The sequence below is a fragment of the Nonomuraea sp. NPDC004580 genome (assembly GCF_040609855.1).
Taxonomy (GTDB): domain Bacteria; phylum Actinomycetota; class Actinomycetes; order Streptosporangiales; family Streptosporangiaceae; genus Nonomuraea; species Nonomuraea salmonea.
Window position 1 is genome coordinate 53,958 of the sequence record NZ_JBEXLH010000023.1, and the last position, 19,385, is coordinate 73,342.

General features: G+C 72.1%; 16 protein-coding genes. All 16 read left to right on the plus strand.

Annotation, left to right across the window (positions count from 1 at the left end):
• The first annotated feature begins 21 nt into the window (after positions 1–21).
• The 16 genes from rsmH to ABZW11_RS23675 all read left to right on the plus strand — a co-directional run bounded on the left by rsmH (position 22) and on the right by ABZW11_RS23675 (position 19,330).
• Positions 22–987 (plus strand): 16S rRNA (cytosine(1402)-N(4))-methyltransferase RsmH, encoded by a 966-nt coding sequence (gene rsmH, locus ABZW11_RS23600; protein ID WP_355420655.1) that lies wholly within the window; start codon positions 22–24, stop codon positions 985–987.
• The gene (locus ABZW11_RS23605) at positions 977–1,819 is read left to right on the plus strand and encodes a hypothetical protein (protein WP_355420658.1); all 843 of its coding nucleotides are present in this window, start codon (positions 977–979) and stop codon (positions 1,817–1,819) included. The genes rsmH and ABZW11_RS23605 overlap by 11 nt, the downstream gene beginning before the upstream one ends.
• A 737-nt stretch (positions 1,820–2,556) precedes the next feature.
• Complete coding sequence (locus ABZW11_RS23610; RefSeq protein WP_355420661.1) at positions 2,557–4,482, plus strand: penicillin-binding protein 2; 1,926 nt, start codon at positions 2,557–2,559, stop codon at positions 4,480–4,482.
• A gap of 40 nt (positions 4,483–4,522) precedes the next feature.
• Entirely contained in the window at positions 4,523–6,052 is a 1,530-nt protein-coding gene (locus tag ABZW11_RS23615; protein WP_355420664.1) for a UDP-N-acetylmuramoyl-L-alanyl-D-glutamate--2,6-diaminopimelate ligase, read from the plus strand.
• Positions 6,052–7,692, plus strand: coding sequence for a UDP-N-acetylmuramoyl-tripeptide--D-alanyl-D-alanine ligase (gene murF / locus ABZW11_RS23620; protein WP_355420667.1), 1,641 nt, complete (start codon positions 6,052–6,054; stop codon positions 7,690–7,692). Before ABZW11_RS23615 ends, murF begins: the two co-directional genes overlap by 1 nt.
• A complete protein-coding gene (gene mraY, locus ABZW11_RS23625; protein ID WP_355420670.1) occupies positions 7,689–8,747 on the plus strand; it encodes a phospho-N-acetylmuramoyl-pentapeptide-transferase in 1,059 nt (352 codons plus the stop codon). Before murF ends, mraY begins: the two co-directional genes overlap by 4 nt.
• Positions 8,744–10,120, plus strand: coding sequence for a UDP-N-acetylmuramoyl-L-alanine--D-glutamate ligase (gene murD / locus ABZW11_RS23630; RefSeq protein ID WP_355420673.1), 1,377 nt, complete (start codon positions 8,744–8,746; stop codon positions 10,118–10,120). Before mraY ends, murD begins: the two co-directional genes overlap by 4 nt.
• Positions 10,104–11,393 (plus strand): putative lipid II flippase FtsW, encoded by a 1,290-nt coding sequence (ftsW, locus tag ABZW11_RS23635; protein ID WP_355420676.1) that lies wholly within the window; start codon positions 10,104–10,106, stop codon positions 11,391–11,393. Before murD ends, ftsW begins: the two co-directional genes overlap by 17 nt.
• Before the next feature lie 12 nt (positions 11,394–11,405).
• Positions 11,406–12,485, plus strand: coding sequence for an undecaprenyldiphospho-muramoylpentapeptide beta-N-acetylglucosaminyltransferase (gene murG / locus ABZW11_RS23640; RefSeq protein ID WP_355420679.1), 1,080 nt, complete (start codon positions 11,406–11,408; stop codon positions 12,483–12,485).
• Positions 12,482–13,879, plus strand: coding sequence for a UDP-N-acetylmuramate--L-alanine ligase (murC, locus tag ABZW11_RS23645; RefSeq protein ID WP_355420682.1), 1,398 nt, complete (start codon positions 12,482–12,484; stop codon positions 13,877–13,879). Before murG ends, murC begins: the two co-directional genes overlap by 4 nt.
• An 89-nt stretch (positions 13,880–13,968) precedes the next feature.
• Positions 13,969–14,637, plus strand: coding sequence for an FtsQ-type POTRA domain-containing protein (locus ABZW11_RS23650; RefSeq protein WP_355420685.1), 669 nt, complete (start codon positions 13,969–13,971; stop codon positions 14,635–14,637).
• Between the two features lie 336 nt (positions 14,638–14,973).
• Positions 14,974–16,512: a cell division protein FtsZ gene (ftsZ, locus tag ABZW11_RS23655; RefSeq protein ID WP_355420688.1), complete on the plus strand. Its 1,539-nt coding sequence runs from the start codon at positions 14,974–14,976 to the stop codon at positions 16,510–16,512.
• A gap of 126 nt (positions 16,513–16,638) precedes the next feature.
• Positions 16,639–17,331: a YggS family pyridoxal phosphate-dependent enzyme gene (locus tag ABZW11_RS23660; protein WP_355420691.1), complete on the plus strand. Its 693-nt coding sequence runs from the start codon at positions 16,639–16,641 to the stop codon at positions 17,329–17,331.
• A 139-nt stretch (positions 17,332–17,470) separates the two neighbouring features.
• Entirely contained in the window at positions 17,471–17,971 is a 501-nt protein-coding gene (gene sepF / locus ABZW11_RS23665) for a cell division protein SepF (RefSeq protein WP_355420693.1), read from the plus strand.
• Between the two features lie 80 nt (positions 17,972–18,051).
• Positions 18,052–18,345, plus strand: a complete 294-nt coding sequence (locus ABZW11_RS23670) for a YggT family protein (protein ID WP_345401346.1) — start codon at positions 18,052–18,054, stop codon at positions 18,343–18,345.
• A gap of 106 nt (positions 18,346–18,451) precedes the next feature.
• On the plus strand, positions 18,452–19,330 hold the full coding sequence (locus ABZW11_RS23675) for a DivIVA domain-containing protein (protein WP_355420697.1): 879 nt from the start codon (positions 18,452–18,454) through the stop codon (positions 19,328–19,330).
• Positions 19,331–19,385: the final 55 nt, after the last annotated feature.

The window sequence follows — 19,385 nt, forward strand, 5'->3', positions numbered from 1 at the left end:
GACGCGAGAGGGGGGTTGGAGATGGACGACAGCGTAGCCAAGGGCGGTCACGTTCCGGTGATGCTCGACCGCGTACTGGAGCTGCTCGGCCCCGCGCTGTCCGGCCCCGCCCCCGTCGTCGTCGACGCCAACCTCGGCCTCGGCGGCCACTCCGAGGCGCTGCTCGCCGCGCATCCCGCGCTGCACCTGATCGGCATCGACCGCGACCCCTTCGCGATCGAACACTCCACCCGCAGGCTGAGCCCCTACGCCGACCGCATCACCCTGGTCCACGCCTCGTCCGCAGACCTGCCCGACGTGCTCGCGCGCGCCGGGCGCACCACGATCGACGCGGCGCTGTTCGACCTCGGGGTCTCCTCGCCGCAGCTCGACGAGGCCGAGCGCGGGTTCGCCTACTCCTACGACGCGCCGCTCGACATGCGCATGGACACCTCGCAGGAGCTGACGGCGGAAGAGGTGGTCAACACCTACTCCGCCGCCGAGCTGAGCCGCATCCTGCGCGACTACGGCGAGGAGAGATTCGCCCAGCGTGTCGCGGGCCTGATCATCAAAGAACGTGCCAAAGAGGCAATAACCTCAACGAAGCGGCTCGCGGAGATCGTTCGCGAGGCCATCCCCGCCGCGACCCGGCGCACCGGGGGAAACCCCGCCAAGAGGACTTTCCAGGCGCTGCGCATCGAGGTGAACGCGGAGCTGTCCGCCCTGGAGGCGGCGCTGCCCGCGGCACTCGACGCGCTGGCGCTGGGTGGGCGAGTCGTCGTGCTCTCCTACCACTCACTCGAGGACCGGCTCACCAAGCAGGCCCTCACGGCGCGAACCAGGGACACCAGCCCTCCCGGGCTGCCCGTCCCGCTGCCGGCTCACCAGCCGAGGTTCCGCCTGCTGACGAGGGGAGCAGAGCTCCCGAGCGAAGAAGAGCTCGCCCGCAACCCGCGGGCGGCCTCGGCCCGGCTACGGGCGGCAGAGAGGATCCGTGTTGACGACTGAGCAGGAGACCGGCCGGGAGGCTCCCGTCCGCCGCGCGGTGCCCAAGACGGGCACCCGCAGGTCGGCCGTGTCGCAGCAGCCCAAGCCGCGGCCCCGAATCGACACGCGGCCCGAGGCCGGGGGCAAGCGCTCGGCCGCCGAGCGGGCACGCGCGGAGGCCGCCGCCGAACGCGCCCTCCTCGACGGCGGCGGCGCCGGCACGCCCGGCGCCGCGCGCGGCAAGGCGCCCGCGCCCGAGCGCGGCAAGCCGGCCCCCACACGCGGGGCTGCTCCCGTGCGCGGCAAGAGCGCGACCGCCGAGCGGGGCACGCCCGCTCCCGTGCGGGGCAAGGCGCCTGCTCCCGAGCGGGGCAAGGCCGCGCCCGCACGCGGCAAGGCCGCGGCGCCCGAGCGGAGCACGACGGCCGCTCCTTCGCGGGGCAAGACCGCGGCTCCAGGGAAGGCGCCCGTCACCGGGCGCCCCGAGGCGGCCAAGGGCCGGACGCGCGTCAAGGCGCCGGCGGCACGTCCCGCGGGCGGCCGTGGGCCTGCGCGGCGGCAGCGCACGCCGTTCGTGCTGCTCGTCGTCGGCCTGCTCTGTGGCGGCCTGGTGAGCCTGCTGCTGCTCAACACCATGCTCGCCCAGGACACGATCACCGACGCCAAGCTGCGCGAGGAGATCGCGGTGGCCAAGCGCGAGAACGAGAAGATCGACCAGGAATACCAGCTCAAGACCCAGCCGGGCAACATCGCCAAGCTGGCCGAGATGCAGGGCCAGCACACCGACTGGGACGAGGTCAACGCCTACAGCAGCGCCGGTGACCAGGTGAGCCAGGCGGATCCGCAGCGGTGAGGGAAACAGGCGGCAGGGGGCAGGGTCCCGGCCGCGGCGCAGGCGGCGCCGGCTCTCAGGGAGGGCCAGGCGCCGCTCGTCGTACGCCGGGCGGGCCCGGAAGGACGGCACGTCAAGGCGGCGCGTCGCGCGGTGATGCCGGGCGCGACTCGGGGCGCGACTCGGGGCGCGGCTCGGGGCGCGGGAGCTCCTCAGGCGAGGGGCGTCCGCCGTCGCAGGAGAACCCGCCGCGCCGGCCGCGCGATCGCGACGACCCGCTCGACCCGCTCGACCTGCCGTTCGGCCGCGAGACGTTCGGCCCGGACGACGGCCGCAACCGTCGCCGCCCCGAACCGGCCGACGACCAGGCCCGTGACTCCGCCCGTGACTCCGCCCGTGACGACGACCGTCCCGGCGCCCGCAGGCGTCCCCGCGACGACGAGCGCCCGCGGTCACGCGGGGCCCAGGGCCGCGATGACGACCGGCCGCGTGGCCGGAGCTCCCGTGACGACGATGACCGGCCGCGTGGGCGCGGTCCCCGTGACGATGCCGATCGGCTGCGTGGGCGCGTGCAGGGGCGTGACGACGATCGGGGGCGTGCGAGCGGTTCGTCCGGCGGCCCAGGCGGCCCAGGTGGTCGTGCGGGCGGTTCGGCGGGCAGGCCGGGTCCCGGCGCCGGCGCCAGAGGGGCCGGGCAGGCCGGGGGCAAGACGCGGCGTACCGCTGATGAGGACCCCAGGGGGCGGGGGCAGGACGCGTTGCGGCGTACCCCGTCGGGGAGCCCCAGGCCGGCGGCGGGTGCGCGGCCCGAGGCGGCGCGGGGGCGCGACGGCGCCACGGCCAGGCGCGGCCCGCTCCCCGGTTCCCGCAGCGGCGCTTCAGGAGGCTCGCGGGGCGGCGCCGACGTGCCGCCGCCCAGGGGACCGCGGCGCCCGCCGCCGCGCCCGCCGCTCGTGCTGCGGCTGGGCAACCCGCGCAGGCGCATCAACATCGGCCTGATCGGCATGACGTTCGTGCTGTCCATCTTCGCGGGCCGGCTCATCCAGATGCAGGGCCTCGACTCCAAGGTGTACGAGGCCGCGGCGGCCAAGCAGCGCCTGCACACCGTGACGATCCCGGCCAAGCGCGGCGCGATCACCGATGTCAACGGCCACAACCTGGCCGTCACGGTCGAGGCCCGCGAGGTGTCGATCGACCCGACCAAGGTGCCGGAGGCCATCAGGGCGAAGGCGGCCGCGATCCTGGCCCAGCAGCTCGGCAAGAGCGAGCAGGACATCGCCGCCAAGCTCGCCAGGACGGGCACCCACTACCAGTTGCTGGCCAGAGACGTCGACCCGGTCGTCGCCACCCGGCTGATGCAGGCCCGCATCCCGGCGCTCTCGGCGAAGAAGACCTATCGCAGGCTCTACCCGGCGGGCGACCTCGCGGGCAGCCTCATCGGGTTCGTCGGCGACGACGGCACCGGGCTCGGCGGCGTCGAACGTACCCAGAACAAGCTGCTGGCCGGCCGCGACGGCGAGCAGCGCGTCGAGACCGGCCGCGACGGCCAGCAGATCCCGATGACCGCCAGCCGGCAGACGGCGCCCGTGGACGGCAGGAACGTCCGGCTCACCATCGACCGCGACATCCAGTGGGCCGCCCAGAAGTCCATCGCCGAGCAGGTGAAGAAGTCGGGCGCCGACAGCGGCACCGTCATCGTCATGGACGTGCGGACCGCTCAGATCGTCGCCATGGCCAACGCGCCCGAGCTCGACCTGAACAACTGGCGCAAGGCCCCCGCGGAGAGCTTCGTGAACAAGGCCGCCGCCGTCGTGTTCGAGCCGGGCAGCACCAACAAGGTGATCACGGCCGCCGCGGCGCTGGAGGCCAAGGCGGTCACGCCCGACACGGTCTACCAGGTGCCCGACCGCATCAAGTGCGCCGACCAGGTGCTACGCGACGCCCACAGCCACAAGGTGGAGTCGATGACGTTCCGCCAGGCGATGGCGCAGTCGAGCAACGTGGCCACGATCATGGCGGCGCGCAAGGTCGGCAGCGAGCGGCTGCACGCCATGCTCAAGGCGTTCGGGTTCGGCACCAGGCCGGGCGGCGGCGTGCCGGGTGCCGAGGCCGGCCTGCTGCCCGACTACAAGAAGTGGTCGGGCAGCCAGAACTGCACGGTCGCCTACGGGCAGGGCGTCTCGGTGACCGCGCTGCAGATGGCCAGCGTCTACCAGACCATCGCCAACGGCGGCGTCAAGATGGAGCCGCAGATCGTGGCGGGCACGACCGACGCGTCCGGCAGGTTCGTCCCCGCTCCCGCAGGTAAGCAGACCAGGGTGGTGAGTGAGACGACGGCCAAGGAGATCGCGACCATGCTGGAGAGCGCCGTGGGCGAAGAGGGCACCGGCCAGCTGGCCGCCATCGACGGATATCGGGTGGCGGGCAAGACGGGCACCGCCAACCGCTACGATGCCGAACTCGGCCGTTACGACGGTTACACGGCCTCGTTCGCCGGGTTCGCGCCGGCCGACGAACCCCGCCTGGTGGTGCTGTCGGTGCTGCAGAACCCGAAGAACGGCCACTTCGGCGGGCAGCTCGCGGCCCCCGTGTTCAAGGATGTGATGACGTTCGCCATCAAGAGCAAGAAGATTCCTCCCACAGGCTCCGCCGCCCCGCCGGTGCGCAACCGCGCGGGACAGTGACCAGGGAAGGTACGCTCTCGCCGTGCGTCCCCCGTCGTCTATGCGTCCCACGACCAGCCCGCCCCGCCCGCTGAGCGGGCTCGCGACCATGCTCGATGCCGATTCGGGCACCTCGCGCTCACCGCACGCCGCGCTGACCGGCGTCACCATCGACTCCCGCGACGTCCGGCGCGGCGACCTCTACGTCGCCCTGCCGGGCAACCGGGTCCACGGCGCCGCGTTCTCCGCGGACGCGATGGCGAGCGGAGCCGTCGCCGTGCTCACCGACCGCGCCGGGCGCGACGCGGCGGTGGCCACCGGGCTGCCCGTGCTCATCGTGCCCGACCCGCGCGCCCTGCTCGGGCAGATCGCGTCCTGGATCTACGGCCAGCCGGCCCACGACATCCAGGTGCTCGGCGTGACCGGCACCAGCGGCAAGTCCACCACCACGTTCATGATCGAGGCGGGCCTGCGGGCCGCGGGTCACCGTACGGGCCTGGTGGGCGGCGTCGAGATCCACGCCGGCGAGCTGCGCTTCCAGCCCAGGCTCACCACGCCGGAGGCGACGGAGCTGCACGGCCTGTTCGCGCTCATGCGCGAGCTGGGCGTCACGGCGGCGGCCATGGAGGTCTCCAGCCACGCGCTCGCGCTCGGCCGGGTCGATGGCGTCTACTACGACGTCGCGCTGTTCACCAACCTGTCGCAGGACCACCTCGACTTCCACAAGGACTTCGAGGACTACTTCATGACCAAGGCCAAGCTGTTCCAGCCCGAGCTGAGCCGCGTCGGGGTGACCAACCTCGACGACCGCCACGGGCGCGAGCTGCTGGGCCTGGCGAAGGTGCCGATGACGACGTTCTCGGCGCTGGGCGATCCCGAGGCCGACTGGCGGGCGGTGGAGACCAGGCTCGGCGCCGACGGCAGCACGTTCCGCGTGGTGGGTCCCGGCGGGGTCGAGGCCGACGCGAGCGTGGCGCTGCCCGGGCCGTACAACGTGGCCAACGCGCTCGGCGCGGTGGTGACGCTCGTCGAGGCCGGCGTGCCGCTCCAGGCGGCCGTGGAGGGCCTCGGCACGCTCACCGGGGTGCCCGGCCGCATGCAGCGCGTCACGGCCGCGGACGACGAGTTCCAGGCCGTCGTGGACTATTCGCACAAGCCGGGCGCCGTCGAGTCGGTGCTGCGCTCACTGCGGTCGGTCACGGAGGGGCGGCTGACGATCGTGCTCGGCTGCGGCGGCGACCGCGACAGCGGTAAACGCCCCATCATGGGGGAAATCGCCGCACAACTGGCTGATGTGGCCATCTTCACGAACGACAATCCGCGCTCCGAGGATCCGCTGGCCATCCTCGCGGCGATGATGGAAGGGGCGCTCCGCGTTCCGCAGCACGACCGCGCTCATGTGATCATTGAGCCCGACCGCGCGGCCGCCATCGGCCTGGCGATCGCCCGGGCCGGGCGCGGCGACGTGATCGTCGTAGCGGGCAAGGGTCACGAACAGGGCCAGTACGTTTCAGGCGAGGTGATCCCCTTCGACGACCGCGAAGTGGTCGCCGAAGCGATCGACGCACGCAAGGAAAGCAGGAAGCACTAATGATCCCGTTGCCTCTGGCCAGGATCGCCGAGATGACCTCGGGCGCCCTGTCGGGCATGGCCGATCCCCGCGCGGTGGTGCGCGGGCCCGTCGTGATCGACTCGCGGGCCGTAGAACCGGGATCCCTCTTCGTCGCCATCAAGGGCGCGCGGGTCGACGGTCACGACTTCGCCGCCCAGGCCGTACGCGACGGCGCCGTCGCCGTGCTCGCGAGCCGCCCCGTCGACGCGCCCGCGGTGATCGTCCCCGACGTCGCCGCCGCGCTCGCCGAGCTGGCCGCCGCCCAGGCGCGCATGCTGCCCGAGGTCACCGTCATCGGCGTGACCGGGTCGGCCGGCAAGACCGGCACCAAAGACCTGCTGGCCCGCCTCACCGGCCGGATCGGCGCCACCATCGCGCCCGTCGGCAGCTTCAACAACGAACTCGGCCACCCGCTGACCGTGCTGCGGGCCGGCCTCGACACCCGCTTCATGGTGCTCGAGCTGGCCGCCCGCAACATCGGCCACATCAAGGACCTCACCCGCATCGCGCCCCCCAAGCTGGGCGTCGTGCTCAACGTCGGCACCGCCCACCTCGGCGTGTTCGGCGGCAAGGAGGCCATCGCCAAGGCCAAGGGAGAGCTGGTCGAGGCGCTGCCACGCGACGGCGTCGCGGTGCTCAACGCCGACGACCCGCTCGTGCGCGGCATGGCATCGCGCACCGAGGCGCGGGTCACGTACTTCGGGCAGAGCGAGTCCGCCTCGGTCAGGGCCGAGGGCGTCGTGGTCGACGCGCGCGGGCGGGCCTCGTTCACGCTGCGCACCCCCTCGGGGTCGGCGCACGTGGCGCTCAAGCTGATCGGGGCGCACGCCGTCGAGAACGCGCTGGCCGCCGCCGCCGCCGCCTACGAGCTGGGGCTGCCGGTCGCCACGATCGCCGAGGAGCTGTCCGCGGCCACGCCGCGCAGCCGGTGGCGGATGGAGGTCACCGACCGGCCCGACGGGGTGACCGTGGTCAACGACGCCTACAACGCCAACCCCGACTCGATGCGCGCCGCCTTCCAGGCGTTCGACGTCATCGGGCGCGGGCGGCGGCGCTTCGCCGTCATCGCGGCACTGCGCGAGCTGGGGGAGGAGAGCGGGGCGCTCAACACCGAGCTGGGCCGGATGGCCGGCGCCGCCGGTCTCGCCGGGCTCATCGTGGCCGGCCCCGAGGCCGAGCCCGTCCTCCAGGGGGCGCGCGCCGCCGCCGTGGAAACGGCCGCCGCCATGGAATCACAGAACACCTTCCAGCCCCCCGCCACAGTCCCCGGCGCCCCCACCCCGGGCCCGCAGACCCCGGGCGCTCCCGTCCCCGGCCCGCAGGCCCCGCAAGTGCCCGGGCCGCAGGCGCCTGGGGCCGTTCCCGTGCCTCCTGTGCCCGGTCCCCACGGACAGGGAGGGCCGGTGCCGGGGTGGCAGGGGCCGCCCGGGGGGCCGCCGCTCGGGCCGCCCGGTGGGTACGGGCAGCCGACGACGGTCGTGCACGTGGCCGACGCCGAGGCGGCGGCGCAACAGCTCGCCGCGTGGCTGCGGCCCGGTGACGCGGTGCTGATCAAGGGCCCCAGGGCGATGGGCCTCGAGCGGACAGCCGAGCTCGTGCTCGGAGGTGCCCCCCAGTGACCAACATCATCATCGCCGGCGCGGTTGGCCTCATCCTCTCGATGCTGGGCACCCCGCTGGCGATCCGGCTGTTCTCGCGGCGCGGCATCGGCCAGCAGGTCCGCGAGGAGGGCGTGCAGGCCCATCTCGGCAAGCGGGGCACCCCCACCATGGGCGGCACGGTGTTCGTGCTGGCCGCCCTGCTCGCCTACGGCGCCTCCCACCTGGCCACCCTGACCCCCATCACCGTGTCGGGCATGCTGGTGCTGTTCCTGATGACGGGACTCGGCGCGGTCGGCTTCCTCGACGACTTCATCAAGATCTACAAGCAGCGCAGCCTGGGCCTGCGCAGCGGCGCGAAGGCGCTCGGCCAGCTCGTCGTGGGCGCGGTCTTCGCCGTCCTCGTCGTACGCCAGCCGAACGTCTACGGCATCACCCCCGCCGAGACCCGCGTGTCGTTCCTGCGCGACATCGGCCCCTCGATCGGCATCGTCGGGTTCACCATCTGGGTGCTCATCATGATCGTCGGGTTCTCCAACGCGGTGAACCTCACCGACGGCCTCGACGGCCTGGCCAGCGGCGCGACCGGCACGGTGCTGGCGGCGTACGTGCTGATCGGCAACTGGCAGCTGCGCAACAACTGCATCGACCAGCTCGGCCCCAACTGCTACTGGGTGCGAGATCCGCTCGACCTCGCCGTGGTGGCCGCCGCCGTGCTGGGGGCGCTGATCGGGTTCCTGTGGTGGAACGCCCCGCCGGCCCGCATCTTCATGGGCGACACCGGCTCGCTGGCGCTGGGCGGCGTGCTGGCCGGCCTCGCCATCGCCACGCGTACGCAGCTGCTGCTCATCATCCTGGCCGGCCTGTGTGTGATCATCACTCTGTCGGTCATCATCCAGGTCGGGTTCTTCAAGATGACCAGGAAACGGGTGTTCAGGATGGCGCCGTTGCAGCACCACTTCGAGCTCAAGGGCTGGGCGGAGACCACGATCGTGGTCCGCTTCTGGCTGATCGCGATGCTGTGCGCGGCGCTCGGCCTCGGCCTGTTCTACGTCGAGTGGATGCCGCGGCCATGACGCTCACCTGTGTGGCCGGGCTCGGGGTGTCCGGCACCGCCGTGGCCGAGGTGCTGGCCGCCCGGGGCGAGCGGGTCGTGGTGGTCGAGGCGACCGAGGGCGAGCGGCAGCTCGCCGCCGCGGCAGAGCTGGCCGGGGTCGGAGTCGAGACCAGGTTCGGCGAGATAGCGCTGCCCGACGGCGTGACCCGGCTGGTCACCACCGGCTGGCCGCCGCACCACCCGCTCATCGCCGCCGCGCTGGAGGCGGGGGTCGAGGTCGTGGGCGAGGTCGAGCTGGCCTGGCGGCTGCGCCCCGAGCAGGCGGCGCCGTGGCTGGCGCTGACCGGCACCAACGGCAAGACCACCGCCGTGCGCATGCTCACCTCGATCCTGCTGGCGGCCGGCCGCAAGGCGCTGGCCGTGGGGAACGTGGGCGTGCCCGTGGTGCGCGCGGTGGGGGAGCCGTACGACGCGCTGGCCGTCGAGCTGTCCAGCTTCCAGCTCCACTGGTCCTCCACGCTGGCCCCGCACGCCGCGGCGGTGCTCAACGTGGCGCCCGACCACCTCGACTGGCACGGCTCCATGGAGGAGTACGCCGCCGCCAAGGGCCGCCTGTTCGAGCGGGCCGGCACGGTGATCTTCAACGCCGACGACCCCGAGGCGGCCCGGCTGGCCGCGCCCTATCCAGGCGCGGTCGGTTTCACCCTGCGGGTGCCCAAGCGGGGCGAGATCGGCGTGGTCGAGGACCTGCTGGTGGACCGCGCGTTCGTGGCCGACCCCGTGGAGGCGGCCGAGGAACTGGCCACGCTCGACGACGTCAAGCCGTTCGCGCCGCACAACGTGGCCAACGCGCTGGCCGCCGCCGCCCTGGCCCGCTCGCTCGGCGTGCCGTCCGAGGCCGTACGCCAGGGGCTGCGCGACTTCGTCCCCGACCCGCACCGGCTCGCCCACGTGGACAGGATCGGCGAGGTCGATTACATCGACGACTCCAAGGCGACCAACCCGCACGCCGCGGCGGCGGCGCTCGCCTCCTACCCGTCGGTGGTGTGGGTGGCGGGCGGCCTGCTCAAGGGCGCCGACGTGGACGACCTGGTACGCCAGGCCGCCCCAAGGTTGCGCGCCGCGGTGCTGATCGGCGCCGACCGCGCCAGGATCGCCGAAGCCATCGCGCGACACGCACCGAATGTCCCCCTCGTGGACATCGCGGATCGGGACACTGGTGCGATGGACAAAGTCGTCACCGAAGCGGCCCGGCTGGCCTCGCCAGGCGACACCGTGCTGCTCTCCCCGGCGGGGGCTTCCTTCGACATGTTCGCGAACTATCCGGCGCGGGGGGAGGCCTTCGCGCGTGCCGTACGCGAGCTGAGGGCACGACGTGAGCACGAGCGCTGAGGAGCGGGTGCGGCCGCCGGCCCGCGCCCAGGAGAGCCCGCAGAAGTTCGTGCGCGAGCAGCTCGTCGCGCTCAAGGAGCTGCTCGACAAGCCGCTGACCACCTACTACCTGATCATCATGTGCAGCGCGCTGCTGCTCGCGCTGGGCCTGATGATGGTGCTGTCGGCCTCCAGCATCGAGGCGCTGAACAAGACCGGCAGCCCGTTCTCGTGGTTCATCAAGCAGTCGCTGTCGGCCGCGATCGGCGTGCCGCTGATGTACGTGTGCTCGCGGCTGCCGGTCAAGTTCTTCCGCTGGGCCGGCTACCCGCTGATGGCGCTGTCGATCATCGCGCTGGTCATGGTGCTGTTCATCGGCTCGTCCGAGCTGGGCGCGCAGCGCTGGATCTACATCGGCCCGCTGACCGTGCAGCCGTCGGAGCCGGCCAAGCTCGGTCTCGTGCTGTGGGGCGCCGACCTGCTGGCCAGGCGGGCCAGGCAGGGCAGGATCGAGTGGCGGCAGATGCTGATCCCGCTCATGCCGGGCACCGCGATCCTGGCCGTCATGGTCATGCTGGGCAGCGACCTCGGCACCACGCTCGTGCTGTTCATGATCTTCCTGGCGCTGCTGTGGGTCGTGGGGGCGCCGATCAAGCTGTTCGGCGGCATCATGGCGCTCGCGGTCCTGGCCGCCGTCATCATGATCAGGGTCGAGCCGTACCGGATGGCGCGCATCGGCGCCTTCCTCGACCCGTGGGCCGACGCGCGGGGCGCCGGCTACCAGGCCGTGCAGGGGCAGATCGCGATGGGCTCGGGCGGCTGGTTCGGCGTCGGCCTGGGCGAGAGCAGACAGAAGTGGAGCTGGTTGCCCCACGGCGAGAGCGACTTCATCTTCGCCATCCTCGGTGAGGAGCTGGGGCTGATGGGGACGCTGATCGTGGTCGCGCTGTTCGGCCTGCTCGGCTACGCGGGGCTGCGCGTGGCCGTGCGCGTCAACGACGCCTTCATCAGGCTCGCCGCGGCCGCCATGGTGGCCTGGGTGGTGGGCCAGGCGACCGTCAACATGGGGGCCGTGCTGGGCGTGCTGCCGATCACCGGCATCCCCTTGCCGCTGGTCTCGTACGGCGGCTCGTCCCTGCTGCCCACCCTCTCCGCGCTCGGCATGCTGCTGTCGTTCGCGCGGCGCGAGCCCGGCGCGCGCGAGGCCTTGGCGGCACGTGGCCCCGGACCCGCCGCCCGGGCCCTAAGCTGGCTGGGCCTGCGGCGTACGACCAGAGGCCGAGCGACACGTTAGGGAGTGACCGAGATGAGGGTGGTCCTCGCCGGTGGGGGGACGGCCGGGCACATCGAGCCCGCGCTCGCCCTTGCGGACGCGCTGCGCCATCTTGACGCGAGCGTCGGCATCACCTGCGTGGGCACGGAGCGCGGCTTGGAGACGCGGCTCGTGCCTGCCCGGGGATACGAGCTGGAGCTGGTGCCCGCCGTGCCCCTGCCAAGGACGATCACCCCGAGCCTGCTCACGGTGCCGGGCCGGCTCGCGGGGGCGATCAACGCCACGGCGAGCATCCTCGACCGGGTGCGGGCCGACGTGCTGGTGGGCTTCGGCGGCTACGTCGCCACGCCCGCCTACCTCGCGGCCAAGCGGCGCGGCCTGCCGATCGTCGTCCACGAGGCCAACCCGCGTCCAGGGCTGGCCAACCGCCTGGGCGCCCGGCTGACCGAACACGTCTTCACCGGCTTCCCCGACGCCCAGCTGCTGCCCAAGGCCGAATACGTCGGCACCCCGCTGCGCCGCGACATCGTCTCGCTCGACCGGCTGTCCATGGGCGACAAGGCGCGCTCGTGGTTCGGGCTGGAGAACGACCGGCCGACGCTGCTGGTGTTCGGCGGCTCGCAGGGCGCGCGCTCCATCAACCAGGCGGCGCTGGCCGCCGCCCCCGCGCTGCGCAGGGCGGGGGTGCAGGTGCTCCACGTGCTGGGCCCGAAGAACACCGTCGAGCACGAGCCGCCGCCCGGCGACCCGCAATACGTCCTGCTGCCCTACGTCGACCGCATGGACCTCGCCTACGCGGCCGCCGACGTCGCGCTGTGCCGCAGCGGCGCGCTCACGTGCGCCGAGCTGACCGCGGTGGGGCTGCCCGCCGCCTACGTGCCGCTGCCGCACGGCAACGGCGAGCAGCGCATCAACGCCGAGCGCATCGTGGCGGGCGGCGGCGGCCTGGTGGTCGACGACGCCGAGCTGTCCGCCGAATGGATCATCAATCACGTGCTGCCCATGCTCCACGACCCCGAGCGGGTCGCCGTCATGTCGGAGAACGCCTCCAGACTCGGGAGCAAGGACGCCGATATCATGCTTGCCAGGAAAGTGTTGGAGATAGCCCGATGAGTCTCGTGAAGCTGGTCGATCCCGTCGCCGTCGAAGAACTGGGGCGCGTGCACTTCATCGGCATCGGCGGCGCCGGCATGTCGGGCATCGCCCGCATCCTGCTCAAGCGCGGCGTACGCGTGACCGGCAGCGACGCGCGCAGCTCCGAGCTGATCACCGAGCTGCGCGAGCTGGGCGCCATCGTCCACATCGGCCACGCCGCCTCCCACATCAGAGACGTCGACACCGTGGTCGTCTCCACCGCCATCCGCGACTCCAACCCCGAGCTGGGCGAGGCGCTCAAGCAGGGGCTGCGCATCATCCCGCGGGCCGCCGCGCTGGCCTCCGTCATGGCCGGCCGCACCGCGGTCGCCATCGCCGGCACCCACGGCAAGACCACCACCACCTCCATGCTCACGGTGGCGCTGCAGAAGTGCGGCGCCGACCCGTCCTACTGCGTGGGCGGCCAGCTCGTCACCACCGGCCTCGGCGCCGACGACGGCCAGGGCGGGGTGTTCGTGGCCGAGGCCGACGAGAGCGACGGCTCCTTCCTCATGCTCGCCCCCGACATCGCCGTGGTCACCAACGTCGAGGCCGACCACCTCGACAACTACGGCGACCCGCGGGCGGTGCACGACAGCTTCGCGCGCTTCGCCGACCGGGTCGGCTCGCTGCTCATCCTGTGCGCCGACGACCCGGGGGCGGCCGAGCTGACGCGCCGGGCCGCCGAGCGGGGGCTGCGGGTCAAGACGTACGGGCTGCGCGGCGACGACTACCGCGTGGGCGAGGTCAGGCCCGACGGTTTCGGCACCGTGTTCTCCATCGAGGGCAGGGGAGAGGTCAGGCTGGCCGTTCCCGGGGCCCACAACGCGCTCAACGCCACCGCGGTGATCGCCGTGGCCGACGAGCTGGGGCTGCCGTTCGAGGAGATCAGAGAGGGCCTGGGCGCCTTCACGGGGGCCAAGCGGCGCTTCGAGGCCAAGGGCGAGGCGGGCGGCGTCGCGGTCTTCGACAGCTACGCCCACCACCCGACCGAGCTGGCCGCCGACCTGCGGGCCGCGCGCGACGTGGTGGCCTCCTACTCCGGCACCGGCCGGGTCATCGCGATCTTCCAGCCCCACCTCTACTCGCGCACCCGGTTCTTCGCCGACGAGTTCGGCGCCGCGCTGGGCCTGGCCGACGAGGCCATCGTGCTCGACGTCTACGGCGCCAGGGAGGACCCTGAACCCGGGGTGTCCGGCGCCATGGTGGCGGAGCGGGTGCCGCTGCCGGCCGGGCGGGTGGCGTACGCGCCCGACAGGTCGGCCGTGCCCGGGCTGGTGGCCGAGCGGGCACGGCCCGGCGACATCGTGCTGACGATGGGGGCGGGCGACGTCACCGAGCTGGGGCCGCAGATCGTCGCCCGCCTGTCCTGAGCGCCGCGCTTTGGGCGTGGCGCGCGGGCCGCACGCCGCCGTCGGCGTAGGTTCGGTGCCGACATGAGCCGCATGTACGTGGGAGGGCGATGAAGGCGCGCACGGCGTTCCTGGTGCTGCTGACGGCGGGAGTGGTGGGCACGGCCGCGTGGCTGGTGTTCTTCTCGCCGGTGCTGGGGGTGCGCTCGATCGAGATCGTGGGAAATCTCACAGTGCCGAGCGAGCGCATCAAGCAGCAGGCGGGCGTGCCCGACCTGCATCCCCTGGCCACCGTGAACCTCGCCGACGTCGAGGGCCGCGTCCTCGGCATCAGGCAGCTCGCCTCCGCCAAGGTCGACCGCGTCTGGCCGGGCACGCTCAAGATCGAGGTGGTCGAGCGCGACCCGGTCGCGGCGATCGAGGCCGGCGGCAAGGTGGCGATCGTCGACGGGCAGGGCGTGGTGATCGAGGTCGAGTCGTCCGTGCCGCCCCTGCTGCCGGTGCTCAAGGTCGACCGTCCCGTTCCCGGCGATCCGGTCATGACGGCGGCGCTCAAGGTCGTACGCGCGGTGCCGCCCGAGGTCGCGGGCAGGGTCAGGCAGGTGCGCGCGGGCACGGCCGAGGGCGTCACGCTGGTGCTGTCCGACGGGCGTACGGTGCTCTGGGGCGGGCCCGACCGTCCCGAGGAGAAGGGCCGCATCCTGGCCTCGCTTCTCAAAAAGGAACGATCCGCCACCTTCTACGACGTCAGCTCCCCGGACGTGGTGACGCTGAAGTGATCGTGATCGTCAGGGCCCGGCAAGTCGGGGGCAACGGCATCGCCGAGCCTGTGCCGGGCGGGGCCCGCGACATGAGAGCCTGTAAGCCGGACTTTCGGCATAGGAGGCTCGCCACCAGGCGTGACTGCGGAGCGAAACGGACAGCGCGCGACACGCCGGACGTGCTTGCGGCGCGGTTAGTTGACCGGCCCGGAGCGTAACTCCTACTGTCCGTATCAATCCTCAGGTTGACATAAATCTAAATCTCAACCTGAGGTTGAGAGTTACCCGAACTGACAAAAAGCGGAGACAATCCGCACCGAAATGGCAAGTCAACGAGCGGAAAGGCCCCTCGTCGTGGCAGCACCGCAGAACTACCTCGCGGTCATCAAGGTCGTCGGCATCGGCGGCGGCGGAGTCAACGCCGTCAACCGGATGATCGAGGAGGGACTCAAGGGCGTCGAGTTCATCGCGATAAACACCGACGCCCAGGCGCTGCTGATGAGTGACGCCGATGTGAAACTCGACGTGGGCCGTGAGCTCACGCGCGGGCTCGGCGCCGGCGCCAACCCCGATGTCGGCCGCAAGGCGGCCGAGGACCACCGTGAGGAGATCGAGGAGGTCCTCAAGGGGGCCGACATGGTCTTCGTCACGGCGGGCGAGGGTGGCGGCACCGGCACGGGCGGCGCGCCCGTCGTGGCCAACATCGCGAGGTCGCTCGGCGCGCTCACCATCGGCGTCGTGACCCGTCCGTTCAGCTTTGAGGGACGACGCAGGGCATCGCAGGCCGAAGCAGGCATCGAGACGCTGCGTGACGAGGTCGACACGCTCATCGTGATCCCCAACGACCGGTTGCTGTCGATCTCCGACCGGCAGGTCAGCGTCCTCGACGCCTTCAAGGCGGCCGACCAGGTGCTGCTCTCCGGTGTCCAGGGCATCACCGACCTGATCACCACGCCCGGTCTGATCAACCTCGACTTCGCCGACGTCAAGTCGGTCATGTCGGGCGCCGGCTCGGCCCTCATGGGCATCGGCCACGCCCGCGGCGACGACCGCTCGGTGGCCGCCGCCGAGATGGCCGTCTCCAGCCCGCTGCTCGAGGCCAGCATCGACGGCGCGCACGGCGTGCTGCTGTCGATCGCGGGCGGCTCCGACCTCGGCCTGTTCGAGATCAACGAGGCCGCCCAGCTCGTGTCGATGGCCGCGGCGCCCGACGCCAACATCATCTTCGGCACGGTCATCGACGACGCGCTCGGCGACGAGGTGCGGGTCACCGTGATCGCGGCCGGCTTCGACGACGTGCCCGGCCCGGCGGAGAAGCAGGCGCCGCGGCCGGCGGGCCGTCCCGCCGCGCCTCCCGCGCCGCCCGTGTCGTCGCCTGCGCGGCCGAGCGTGGCCTCCCCGAGCATCAAGTCCGACCCGCCGCCGTTGCGGGCTGAGCCGCGCGCTGAGGTGCGTCCTGAGCCCCGTACGGACTTCCGGCCCGAGCCGCGTCCCGAGATCAGGCCCGAGCCGCGCGCCGAGGCGAGACCTGAGCCGCGTCCGGAGCCCCGCGTCGAGCCGCGCATCGAGCCGCGCGTCGACTCCCGGCCCGAGCCGCGCTCGGAGTTCCGGCCGGAGCCGCGCGCCGAGTCGAGGCCAGAGCCGGTGCGGCCGGTCGAACCGGTGCACGACCAGGGGCCGGAGCGTCCGGGTTCCGGCGATCGCGACCACAGGTCCGAGCTGGGAGAGTCCGCCGACGGGCCGTCCGGCCCCGTCTCGATCCCCCGGCCCACGCCCGAGCCCGCCAACCCGCCCACGCCCATCACCTCCCGCATGTCGGAGCCCCCCAAACGTCCCCGGGTGATCTTCGAGGACCAGGAAGAGGAACTCGACGTTCCCGACTTCCTCAAATAGCCGGTAGCCACGTTGTCCCGCCTGACGCCGCTCCCCGCAGGGATCCGGGAGCGGCGCCGTCGTGCGTACGGTGGCGGGAACGCGCCAAAAGCCGGTCACCTGGTGGAAGCGAAGAGGGAGAGGCACGTGAGAAGGGACGAGATCGCGGCCGGTCTCGCCGAGGTCGACGAGCGCATCACCGCGGCGTGCCACGCCGTGGGCCGCGACCGCAGCGAGGTCACGCTGATCGCCGTCACCAAGACCAGGCCCGCCGACGACGTCCGCATCCTGGCCGAGCTGGGCGTGCGCGACGTCGGCGAGAACCGCGACCAGGAGGCCGCCCCGAAGGCCCGCGAGCTCGCGGGGCTGCCGCTGACCTGGCACTTCGTCGGCCAGCTGCAGACCAACAAGGTGCGCTCCGTGGTGGGCTACGCCGACGTGATCCACTCCGTCGACCGGCTCAGGCTGGTGGAGGCGATCGGCAAGGAGGCCGTCCGCCAGGGCCGCGAGATCACGTGCCTGCTGCAGGTGGCGCTCGACGACGACCCGGGCAGGGGCGGCGCCAGGCCCTCCGACCTGCTCGCGCTCGCCGACGAGGTGGCGCTGGCCGACGGGGTGCGGCTGGGCGGCGTCATGGCCGTGGCCCCGCTGGACGAAGAGCCCGCCAAGGCCTTCGCCAGGCTCCGCGACCTCGCGGTGGCGCTGCAGGAGCAGCACCCCCGCGCGACCATGGTCTCGGCCGGCATGAGCGCCGACCTCGCCGAGGCGATCGCGTACGGCGCGACACACGTGCGGGTCGGTACGGCGTTGCTCGGTCGTCGCAAGCCCTTCGTCAGGTAATGTCCCCTCAAGTGGGTCTTCAGGCCCATGACCAAGTAGAGGTCGAGTCAGCGGTGAGCTCCAGGGGGTACGCCTACCGCCTCAGGGCACGGCGACGGGCCCGAGCGAGTGCGACCATGAGCAGGAGGACGACGTAGCGATGGCCGGCGCGATGCGCAAGATGGCGGTCTACCTCGGTCTCGTGGAGGACGACCGCTACGAGAGGTACGAGACCTACCCCGACGACTACGCCTACGACGATGAGGTGCAGCGGCCCGGCGAGGAGCGTCCCGTGGCGGTCCAGGACCGCGACGACGAGCCCGAGGCGGGGGTCCCGGCACCCAGGCCCACGACCACCATCGTGGAGCGCCGCACGACCGATCTGGCCCGCATCACCACCCTGCACCCCCGCACCTACAATGAGGCGCGTACGATCGGCGAGCACTTCCGTGACGGCACCCCCGTCATCATGAACCTGACCGAGATGGTCGACAGCGACGCCAAGCGACTGGTTGATTTCGCGGCAGGTCTCGTCTTTGGCCTACATGGCAGCATTGAACGTGTTACCAACAAGGTGTTCCTGTTGTCCCCTGCCAATGTCGAGGTGACCGCCGAGGACAAGGCTCGAATCGCGGAACGCGGGTTCTTCAATCAGAGTTAGAGTCTCTGTATGCCTATCGGACCCAACCAGGTCTACCCCAAGACCTGGAGGCACATCGGAAGTGGAGGCGCGGCCGGGCCGTGGAGATCGTGAGTGGGATCTTGGTCGTAGTCCTGTCTCTCTATTTGGTGCTGCTCATCGGCAGGATGATCTTTGAGACGGTGCAGGCGTTCGCCCGGCAGTGGCGTCCCTCCGGAGTGGTGCTCGTCGTGGCGGAGGCCACGTACACCGCAACTGACCCACCCCTCAAGTTCCTCCGCCGTTTCATTCCTCCGCTCCGGTTGGGTACGGTGGCCTTTGACCTAAGCTTCACTGTCCTGTTCATCGTGGTTCTGATCTTGATTCAGATCGCCGGGGCCCTCGGCCCACGATGAGCGGGGCCCGTGGGGCCGCCGGTCGTGATCCAACTCGTGTCCGCGCTGAAGTGATTCGGGTTACCGTCCTCCGGACAGACTCCAAGCGCGCCAAGGAGACCAAAAAATGCCGCTGACGCCCGCTGATGTGCGGAACAAGCAGTTCAGTACCACCCGGCTCCGGCCGGGCTACGACGAGGAGGAGGTCGATGCCTTCCTCGACGAGGTGGAGGCTGAGCTCGACCGCCTGATCCAAGAGAACGAGGAGCTCCGCGCGAAGCTGGCCGAGTGCCTGCGCGGGAAGGTGCCTGGCGGCATGAACATGCCCATGGCCTCGGCGCCGGTCCAGGAGCAGCCCAAGCCCGAGATGATGCAGCCGCCGCAGCCGGAGCCCATGCGGGCCCCCGAGCCGCCGCCGGTGCAGCAGCAGCCGCAGGTTCCCGTGGCCATGAACATGCCTCCCGCCGAGGACAACATGGACACCGCGGCCCGCGTGCTCGCCCTCGCCCAGCAGACCGCCGACCAGGCGATCGCCGACGCCCGCCGGGAGGCGGACGAGACGGTGACCCGCGCCAGGCGCGAGGCCGACGAGATCCTCACCAAGGCGCGCCGCCAGGCCGAGCAGGTCATCGGCGACGCCAGGGCCCGCGCCGAGACGCTCGAGCGCGACGCCCAGGAGCGCCACCGCCAGGCGATGGGCTCGCTCGTGCAGACCCGCGACGAGCTCGAGCGCAAGGTCGAGGAGCTGCGCAGCTTCGAGCGCGAATACCGCAGCAGGCTCAAGCTCTACCTGGAGAACCAGCTCGCCGAGCTCAACGTCTCCGCCGAGGGCAGCGGCGGGTTCCCCGTGCTGTCCGGTGGTCCGCAGGGCCAGGCACCCGCCATGTCGCACGCTGTGCCCCAGGGCGGCCAGCCGCCTCTTCCCGGAGGCCCCGGCCCGTTCGGCGGCGACGCTCCGCAGGGCGCTTTCCCCGGCGGTGACGGTCCCCACAACGACCGGCGGTAAAGTAACGGGTCACTAGGACCTGCCACTCGAAAGAGCCCCCTGTGATCCTTATCAG

What these genes read in the sequence shown, in the direction of transcription:
- sepF (WP_355420693.1), top strand. Translation starts at nt 17,471, where the DNA reads ATGGCCGGCGCGATGCGCAAGATGGCGGTCTACCTCGGTCTCGTGGAG.
- rsmH (WP_355420655.1), top strand. Translation starts at nt 22, where the DNA reads ATGGACGACAGCGTAGCCAAGGGCGGTCACGTTCCGGTGATGCTCGAC.
- murD (WP_355420673.1), top strand. Translation starts at nt 8,744, where the DNA reads ATGACGCTCACCTGTGTGGCCGGGCTCGGGGTGTCCGGCACCGCCGTG.
- murC (WP_355420682.1), top strand. Translation starts at nt 12,482, where the DNA reads ATGAGTCTCGTGAAGCTGGTCGATCCCGTCGCCGTCGAAGAACTGGGG.
- ABZW11_RS23615 (WP_355420664.1), top strand. Translation starts at nt 4,523, where the DNA reads ATGCGTCCCACGACCAGCCCGCCCCGCCCGCTGAGCGGGCTCGCGACC.
- murG (WP_355420679.1), top strand. Translation starts at nt 11,406, where the DNA reads ATGAGGGTGGTCCTCGCCGGTGGGGGGACGGCCGGGCACATCGAGCCC.
- ABZW11_RS23675 (WP_355420697.1), top strand. Translation starts at nt 18,452, where the DNA reads ATGCCGCTGACGCCCGCTGATGTGCGGAACAAGCAGTTCAGTACCACC.
- ABZW11_RS23650 (WP_355420685.1), top strand. Translation starts at nt 13,969, where the DNA reads ATGAAGGCGCGCACGGCGTTCCTGGTGCTGCTGACGGCGGGAGTGGTG.
- murF (WP_355420667.1), top strand. Translation starts at nt 6,052, where the DNA reads ATGATCCCGTTGCCTCTGGCCAGGATCGCCGAGATGACCTCGGGCGCC.